Below are 8,495 nucleotides of genomic sequence, written 5' to 3' on the forward strand. Positions count from 1 at the left end.
CTAGACGGCTTCGCGGCACTCGCGGAGGGTGCGCGTGAATACGACCTGCGCTTCCGTCACGCCCGCCTGCCTGCCCCAAGCTCCGGGCCCCGCGGGGTCAGTACGCGTTCTTCGACAGGAAGCCGCCCAGCGCGGTGCGCAGGAGGATCTTCAGGTCCATCAGGAGCGACCAGTTCTCGATGTAGTACAGGTCGTACTCGATGCGCTTCTGGATGGACGTCTGGCCGCGCAGGCCGTTGATCTGCGCCCAGCCGGTGATGCCCGCCTTCACCTTGTGCCGCAGGTGGTAGCGCGGAATCTGGCGCTTGAACTCCTCGATGAAGACGGGGCGCTCCGGGCGCGGCCCCACGAGGCTCATGTCCCCGCGCAGCACGTTGAAGAACTGCGGCAGCTCATCCAGCGAGTACTTGCGCAGGAACGTGCCCACCGGCGTGCGGCGCGCGTCCACGGCGCTCGCCATGGTGGCGCCGGACACCTCGGCGTCCACGCGCATGGTGCGGAACTTGAGGATGGAGAAGGTGCGCCCGTCCATCCCCATGCGCACCTGGCGATAGAGGATGGGGCCCCGGCTCGTCAGCCGCACCAGCAGCGCCGTCGCCGCCATCACGGGCGCGCTCACGAGGATGGCCAGGAGCGAGAACAGCACGTCGAACACGCGCTTGGCCACGCGGCTCCAGCCGTCCATCGGGTCGCCCTGGAGGCTGATGATGGGCAGGCCGCCGAACTCCTCCAGGCCGCCGTACAGGGTGATGTACTGGTACAGGTCCGGCACCACCTTGACGTCCACCGTGCGCAGCGCGAGCTGCTCCATCAGCGGCTTCACCTGCGCCTGGTCCTCCAGCGGCACGGCGATGATGACCTGATCCACCGGGTGCGCATCCAGGTACGCCTCCACGTTCTGCACGTGGTCCACGACGCGCACGCCGCCCACCCACTGGCCCACCTTCTCCGGCTTGAGCGACAGCACGCCCATCACCCGGAAGCCCAGCTCGCGGTGGCTCTCCACCGTCTCGATGGTGCGCAGCCCCAGGTCCCCCGCGCCAATGACGAGGATGGACTTGAGGTTGTAGCCGCGCCGGCGCACCTCGCTCAGCACCTGGCGGAACGCGAGCCGCGACAGGGCGATGAGCGTGAAGGCGTAGACGACGAAGATGGCCAGCGTGAGGCGCGAGTACCGCTCACGGATGAAGTACGTCACCGCCACCAGCACGAGCGTCGCGGTGATGGTCGCCTTGAAGAGCTCGAACAGCTCGCCCATGTGCGTGCGCGAGCGGTTGGTCGCGTACAGCCGGGCCTGCTGGAACGTCATCGGGAAGATGATCAGCACCATCAGCAGGGAGACGAACGTCTCCATCGGCGGCGGGATGCCCTCGGTGATGGGCATGACACCGCTGAAGCGGGTGAAGTACGCGAGCACGAACGCCACCCCGAGCATCCCCGCGTCGGCGGCGACCTTGATGGACGTGTAGAAGCGTTGCAGGCGACCGAACACCGCGGTGACTCCTGTCGGATGGCGGGGGAGACCGCCACTGCCGTTGCAAGACACGCACCCTGGACCCCGAGCCCCGTTGCCGGCCCGCGACCCGCCCCCGCGCGGCGTCCTAGCACGGTTTTTTCCGTAAAACCAAGGGGTTGGCCCAGCGGACTTCCGACACTCGGCGTGGGAGGGGCCGGCCGTCCCTCGGAAAGTGGGGACGGGGCGGACAGCGCTGTCACACCCCTGGGGAGGGCGGGGACAGGCCCAGGAGGGCGTCGACCTCGGCCTGGATGGCCTGCTGGAAGCGGGTGCGGCCGAAGCGTTCGGCCTGGGCGCGGGCGTCTTCCGGGCGGAAGGACTGCTCCCAGGCATCGAACTGGCGCACGGCGGCGGCGAGCGACGCGGGGGTCTGTTCGGGGAAGAAGAGGCCCGTCTTCGGGGTGACGGTCTCCAGGGCGCCGCCTTTGCCAAAGGCGATGACGGGGCGGCCGGTGGCCTGGGCTTCCAGGGGGGTGATGCCGAAGTCCTCCTCGGGGGTGAAGAGGAGCGCGCGCGCGTCGCGGTAGAGGGCGGGGAGCGCGGCGTCGGGGACGTTGCCGAGGAAGCGGATGTGGGGCGGCAGCGGGCCCGACGTGAGGCGCGCGGACTCCTGGCCGGTGCCCACCACCCACAGGGGGGTGTCCAGGGTGCGGAAGGCCTCGAGCGCGACGTCCAGCCGCTTGTAGGGGGCGAAGGCGCCGAGCCACAGGAAGTAGCCGCCCTGCCCTCCCCCTTCGAGGGGCAGCCGGGTGAAGCGCTCGAGCTCCACGGGGGGCGGGACGACGGAGGCCTCGCGGCCCCAGAAGCGGCGGATCTTCCCGGCGATGTGCTGGCTGTTGGCGACGAGGCGGTCCACGCCGTCGGTGGAGGCGCGGTCCCAGTGCTGGAGGTACGGGCGCACGGCGAGCGCGGCGGCGCGCACGGGGAGGCGGGTGCGGCCGGGGCCGAAGTAGTCGTCGAACAGGTCCCACATGTACCGCATGGGCGCGTGCACGTAGCTCAGGTGCGGCACGCCGGGCGGGGCGTGGATGCCCTTGGCCACGCAGTGGCTGGAGGACAGGACGAGGTCGTAGTCCCCGGTGATGCGCAGCGCTTCGATGGCGCGGGGGAACAGCGGCAGGAAGTGGCGGTAGCGCGCGTGGATGCCGGGGATGTGCTGGAGGAACGACGTGGTGATGCGTCGGTTCTCGATGCGGGGGGGCTGGCTGCCCGGCTGGTGGATGAGCGTGTAGAGGTCCGCGTCGGGGTACAGCTCGCAGAGGGCGTCGAGGACGCGCTCTCCGCCGCGGTGGGTGACGAGCCAGTCGTGGACGAGGGCGACCTTCACGGGGGCGCCTTGTACCACTGGAGCAGCGGTGCCCGCCTGTCCCGCGTGTGGTAGGCCAGGGAGCGTGCCCTCTGTCCTCCTCGACTTGAGAATGGTACGCGGTCAGCTCCACGGCATCGCGCGCTACGCGCTGGAGCTGGCGCGAAGGTTGCCCGGGCTTGCCCCGGACCTGGAGTTCTCCGCCCTCGTGCCGGCCCAGGGCCTGCCGGACGGGCTGGGAGCGCTGACGCCCCGGATTCCGCTGCACCGCACGCGGGCGGCGTACCTGTCCCCGCTGGAGCAGCCGCTGCTGGCGTATGAGCTGAACAAGCTCAAGCCGGACCTGTTCCACGCGACGTCGTTCTCCCTGCCCCTGTTCTGGCCGGGGAAGCTGGTGGCGACGTTGCATGACGCGAACCACCTGGCGCTGGCGGACCAGTACACGCCGGTGCAGGCCATCTACTACAAGGCCGTGGTGGGGCCCCGGGCGCGCACGGCGTCCGCGCTGATCACGGTGTCTGACTTCTCCCGGGAGGAATTGGGGAAGTACCTGAAGATGTCGCCGTACCGCTTCCAGGTCATCCACAACGGTGTGGATTCACGGTTCGAGCCTCCGACGGCGAGCGAGGCCCGCGCGTTCCGCGAGCGGCATGAGCTGCCGGAGCGGTACGTGGCGGTGGTGGGCAACGCGAAGCCGTTCAAGAACCTGGCGATGCTGGGGAAGTTCGCGGCGGACCTGCCGGTGCCCATGGTGTTGCTCGCGGGCAAGGGCGCGGTGGCGCACGAGACGGGCCTGCACGAGAACGTCATCGACCTGGAGGAACTGCCCGAGTCGGAGATGGCGCTGTTCTACGGCGCGGCGGCGGCGCTGTTGTTGCCGTCGAAGTATGAGGGCTTTGGCTTGCCGGCCCTGGAGGCCATGGCGGCTGGGTGTCCTGTGATTGCTTCGGACGCGACAGCGCTCCCGGAGGTCGTGGGCAATGCGGCGATGCGGCTGCCTCCCGATGACCCAGTCGCTTGGCGCGAGGCGACGCTGCGAATCCTGCGCGATGACGCTTTACGCCGAGGTCTGATTGACGCGGGGGCCGAGAGGGCTGCCCGGTTCAATTGGACCACGTGCGCGTTACATACGGCAGGCGTTTACCGTCGCGCGCTCTCTCTCAGCAACAGCCTCTGGCCACACTGAACCACAACAACACAAGCTGAAACCAAAAAAAACCAAATTTAAACCACAAACCCAAATGACAAGACCCCCATTAAACCCTGATCAGCCGCCCAGAAAAATCACCGACGACAAATTCGATCTTGCCGACAACTTCATTCCGCGACTGGCAAATATCACAATAAAGTGGCCAGACGAGCACGGCTTAGTTGTTGGAGTTTTTGGCCAATGGGGCATCGGAAAAACCTCCATCCTCACGATGCTAAGCGAGTACACAAGCACTCACGAAGACTACAAAAATACAATCATCGCCTCCTTCAATCCCTGGTTCTATAGCGATACAGGGGCATTGATCAATTCCTTCTTCTCGACAATCGCGCGCGAGTTCGGGAAGGACAAAAGCCCCTGGAAAAAGAAGGCCATAGTTGGACTCAAAGCAATGAGTTCATTCTTGACCATCGCTTCAAAAGGTATCTCTATTTTTGGAGCGAGCGTTGACCTCGAACGATTCAAAGAAGCGGCCGAGGCAGCATCAAATGCAGCAGGCGCGGCAAAGGAATCTAGCGATCTAATAGACGCTCTTTCAAACCCAGACGATGGCGAGCAACGACTCAGAAAGGGCCGCGAAGCAGTTGCCGAAGCGTTGACAGAATTCGGCAACTCAGGCGGACGACTCCTGATTTTGATCGACGACCTTGATCGCCTAAGCAAAGACGACCTACTAAGCATCTTTCGCCTAATCAGGACAGTCAAAGACCTCCCCTACACAACAATATTGCTTGCCATGGATGAGGAGCGTGTTCGGGATATACTCAAACACTCCACTTCCGAAGGATATGGCGAAGACTACCTAGACAAAATAATCCAAATACCAATACACATTCCCCTCCCAGATTTCAGAAAAATGGCGTCCCTCATTTCAACCGATCTGGAGACGACCTTCAGCTTCCTGGATCACCCACTTCCAAGCGCACTAAACGCCCAAAAACATTACCTCCCGGATGAAATAAGACTCATCACTCAGGAAGTAGAAACACCCAGAGATCTTGCCCGCTACATAAACAGCGTAAGAACTCTGTTACTTGCCGGCCCAAATCCCGACTTGAACTTAGTTGATGCGGCGTTAATCGAAACTCTTCGCATATTCTATCCCGACATCTATGATCGGGTCAGAAGAAGTTCGAAATTTCTCACAGATCCTTTTCTTTTCGACGACAACCCCGAGACAATAGCAACAAGAGAAACTGAACTCCTACGCATCATCAGAGGAGGATTAACAAATGAACCAAGAAGCAACGAAACATCAATAAGATCAATCATCAACTGCCTTTTTGGAGATCCAACCAAGCGCGCATTCAACTTCGGCAAACGAGAAGCCGCCTCGCGCCGCAGCATCCGCAGCCCAGACTATTTTGGGAATTACTTCAGATACTCGGCAACCAAGGGTCGCCTGAGTTCGAAGCAGGTTAAAGAAGCATTTGAAACGATCTCAAACTGCGCGAAGAACCAAAAAGCATCAGACATTGGAAATGCCATATTCATGGCTTTTTCTGACCTGAACGAAGAAACATCAAGGCAGTTTGAACTCGAATTCAGCTACAAAATTACTCAACTAAACCCAGGACTAGTTGAAAAAATATGCAGAGGCGCCATCGCCTCCATTCCTAAATTCGGAACAACCCGAGAGGAAACACCATACCGCCTAGTTGGATATTCCCTGAGATTCCTGGCTACTCCCCTCAAACACCATTCAGGTCCAGCGGCTCCGGGAACAACCATCGAACTAGCTGTCGAAGCAATCAACTCTCCACTCTCAATCAACCTCGCGGCCAAGCTACTCGACACGAAAGTCTGGGCTTGGGCGACACAAGAAGAGCTTGAAAGACCATCAACGGCATGGCTCCTTCGCGCCCAAAATGAGTTAAACAACCAGTCAACATTCACTCAGGCCGACCCTCGTGCCGTGGAGGAGTTAATCAATGAAACCAGAAGGAGGATTAGCGCTCTCGGCGAAAAATCACCTCTCTCTGTCGAAGATCTTCAGCACCTGCTGGTTGGCAGCATCAAAGCAAATCCGGACAATCTTCCGAGGATTCTGCTTAGCATAGCAAATACTCCATCCGACAACCCCCCTGTACTCATTTCACCCACGCGAAACGCAGCGGAGGCTTTTCGCGAACTACTCGAACTGCTTGGCGAATATGAATTTATTCGCCCTTTGCTTGAGAAAATTCCACACGACGTATGGTCGAAAAACAATCTCCATAAGGTTCATGCTGACTTGGAGAAAATCATCGCGACTACCGCCCCAGAGACATAGCTCCCCGTGAGAGCTACCGAAATACAGCTAGCGACCCCATTGAAGAGTGCCTCCCGGCCAAATGCCGCGTAGCAGGCCATTGCGGCGATCGTGATAACGGCAGATGCGGGCAGGCATTGCAGACCGGTGGAGAAATAGGAGTGGGCGCGCGTTGCCGAAGCGCTCAAGGATAGCGAACGCACGCGCCTTACCCAACAGGATGCGTTCGTCAAGGTGACTTAACTTACCAGATTGGCCGCGCTATCGCGCTTTCTATGAGAGTTCCAAAACATATCAAGTGCGCGAGTGCCTCTGCCCTACTCTCCCTCGTGGGCTGCGGCTCGGCCACTATCGGCGCTGTCAGTGCTCGCCCTGCGTCCGCGAAGTGGGTGAGCCCTTCCATGCCCAGCCCGGACGGTGGCCAAGTGCGCACGACCATCTACTATGGGCCTTGGCAGTGCAGTCCCGCGTTCATGTCCAGATGCGAGTCGAAGTGCGCCGCGCAAGGGCATGCTCTCATGGGCTGCATGTGGCTGGCCGACATCAAGGGAGACTGGCAGGGACGATTCATGCTGCTCCCTGCGGCCGCCGGTGGGCGCCTCGCCATCACCCACTGCTGCTGCAATTACCCGAAGGTGGCGGATACGAAATCGCGACGTGACACGTGGGAGAACTCCCGTGCGAGCTTCCGTCGTCAGTGGAGTTCCGAGTTCGGCGAATGGCCCAACAGCAACGGGGTGAGTTGGGCGGGACACCACATCTTTGATCTGGGGCATGGTGGCCCTCCGCTGGCCCCCGACAACGTGATTCCCGCGCCTGCGGACGTACACGGCGTCTTCAACAAGCAGTACCCCGCTTGCTACTCCGGGGGCGGGCAGTGGAGCACACCGGGGCCCGAGCGCCCCTACGTGGATTAAGGCATGGCCGTGGATCGACTTCTGACTGAAATCGCCCGGGTCCACTTCCCCCGTCCGCCCGCGACGCCCGCGCAGCTCACTGCCTTCGAGGCGCGCGTGGGTTGGGATATGGATCCGAGCCTGCGTGCCTTCTACCTGCACTGCGACGGATGCACCCTCTTCGAGGCGCTCCCTGACGCCAAGTACCGCATCCTCCCGCTGGCGGAGATTCGCCGTGCACGAGTCGCCATCAGGGCCTCTGACGAAGACGAGGACGGAGCGCCTTCCATCTTCACCCTGGTGGACATGCAGGACACCAACTTCGTCGTCCTGGACGTCGCGCAGCGGGCCAATGGCCTCTACCCGCTGTTCGACGCGTTCCACGAGACCTTCCCGGAGATGGAGCGCATCGCGTCCTCGTTCGAGGAGTTCCTAGAGAAGGCGCTGCGCAGTGGCAACCGCTCCTACTGGCTGAGCGGGAACTCACCGGGGGAATGAACCTTCGGTGACGTCTGGAGCCCACTTGAGTGGTTCCTGTTTCTCGTCATCATTGAACCTCGTCAAACCGTCCGCCCACGGCGCCGGTCCGCTCCAGCGCATCCTTCCATGGCGTTACGCCCCAGAGTCTTTCGTGATGAGCTTCCGCAGTTTAGTTCCTGCGGTCGTCGGGTCCGTGCAATCCCGGTCAGTGCTCCGGCTCGCGGTACTCACACAACCCCAGGCCCCAAACCAACATGAACGACAGATGCACGCTCGGGTGGAACGGCAGGTAGTGCACCAGGGCCAGGACGTGGAAGCCCATGAAGGACAACAGCGCGCCCGTCGCCACCAGTGAGCCCATGCGGTGCCGTCGCACCAGCGCCCGGGCCAACAGCGCATGCATCGTCGCCAGCAACATCAGCCCCACGAGCCCCGTCTCCGCCCAGGCCGTCAGCCACAGATTGTGTGAATCCGTGGCCAGCAGGTCCGTGATGCCCGTCTCCGCCTGTGTCGCCAGCGCCGCGGGTTTGTGATTGCCGAAGCCCACGCCTACCCACGGGTGCTCGCGCACCAGGCGCCAGCCCACCGACATCGCCAGTGAGCGCTCCCCGCTGCCGAACAGGTTGTCCACCGCCTTGCCGAACCGCTCCCGCCACGCGGGCGTCAGCAACACCAACACCACCAGCGCCGCCGCCACCCCGAGCCCCGCCTTCCGGGCCGTGCCTCGCAACAGCAGCAACAGCGCCAGCACGCACACGCCCAGCGCTGCCCCCAACGCGGCCCTCGCGAACGCGCCGTAGATGGACAGCAGCAACCCCAGCACCACCGCCCCCGCC

7 protein-coding genes are annotated in these 8,495 nt (G+C 62.5%); 4 read left to right on the plus strand and 3 right to left on the minus strand.

Translation table 11 applies throughout. The features are described 5' to 3' along the window. Nucleotides 1–97 precede the first annotated feature (97 nt). Both D7X12_RS17845 and D7X12_RS17850 read right to left on the minus strand, forming a co-directional pair. A complete protein-coding gene (locus D7X12_RS17845; protein WP_120626474.1) occupies nucleotides 98–1,492 on the minus strand; it encodes an undecaprenyl-phosphate glucose phosphotransferase in 1,395 nt (464 codons plus the stop codon). Between the two features lie 220 nt (nucleotides 1,493–1,712). Continuing rightward, nucleotides 1,713–2,843, minus strand: a complete 1,131-nt coding sequence (locus D7X12_RS17850) for a glycosyltransferase (protein ID WP_120626475.1) — start codon at nucleotides 2,841–2,843, stop codon at nucleotides 1,713–1,715. 91 nt (nucleotides 2,844–2,934) lie between these two features. On the opposite strand from D7X12_RS17850, the gene D7X12_RS17855 reads away from it, so the two are divergent. The 4 genes from D7X12_RS17855 (at nucleotide 2,935) to D7X12_RS17870 (ending at nucleotide 7,677) form a co-directional block, all read left to right on the plus strand. Beyond that, nucleotides 2,935–4,008, plus strand: coding sequence for a glycosyltransferase family 4 protein (locus D7X12_RS17855; RefSeq protein ID WP_120626476.1), 1,074 nt, complete (start codon nucleotides 2,935–2,937; stop codon nucleotides 4,006–4,008). A gap of 55 nt (nucleotides 4,009–4,063) precedes the next feature. Next, nucleotides 4,064–6,304 carry a KAP family P-loop NTPase fold protein gene (locus D7X12_RS17860; protein WP_120626481.1) on the plus strand — a complete coding sequence of 747 codons (2,241 nt, stop codon included), beginning with the start codon at nucleotides 4,064–4,066 and terminating at the stop codon, nucleotides 6,302–6,304. A gap of 548 nt (nucleotides 6,305–6,852) precedes the next feature. After that, entirely contained in the window at nucleotides 6,853–7,200 is a 348-nt protein-coding gene (locus D7X12_RS44340) for a hypothetical protein (protein WP_244224613.1), read from the plus strand. A 3-nt stretch (nucleotides 7,201–7,203) separates the two neighbouring features. After that, the gene (locus D7X12_RS17870; protein WP_120626478.1) at nucleotides 7,204–7,677 is read left to right on the plus strand and encodes an SMI1/KNR4 family protein; all 474 of its coding nucleotides are present in this window, start codon (nucleotides 7,204–7,206) and stop codon (nucleotides 7,675–7,677) included. A gap of 187 nt (nucleotides 7,678–7,864) precedes the next feature. Here D7X12_RS17870 and D7X12_RS17875 read toward each other — a convergent pair. Continuing rightward, nucleotides 7,865–8,495, minus strand: a 631-nt coding sequence (locus tag D7X12_RS17875) for an O-antigen ligase family protein (RefSeq protein ID WP_208719115.1), incomplete at its 5' end; no start/stop codon positions are given.

This window comes from Corallococcus sicarius (genome assembly GCF_003611735.1).
In the GTDB taxonomy this organism is placed as follows: domain Bacteria; phylum Myxococcota; class Myxococcia; order Myxococcales; family Myxococcaceae; genus Corallococcus; species Corallococcus sicarius.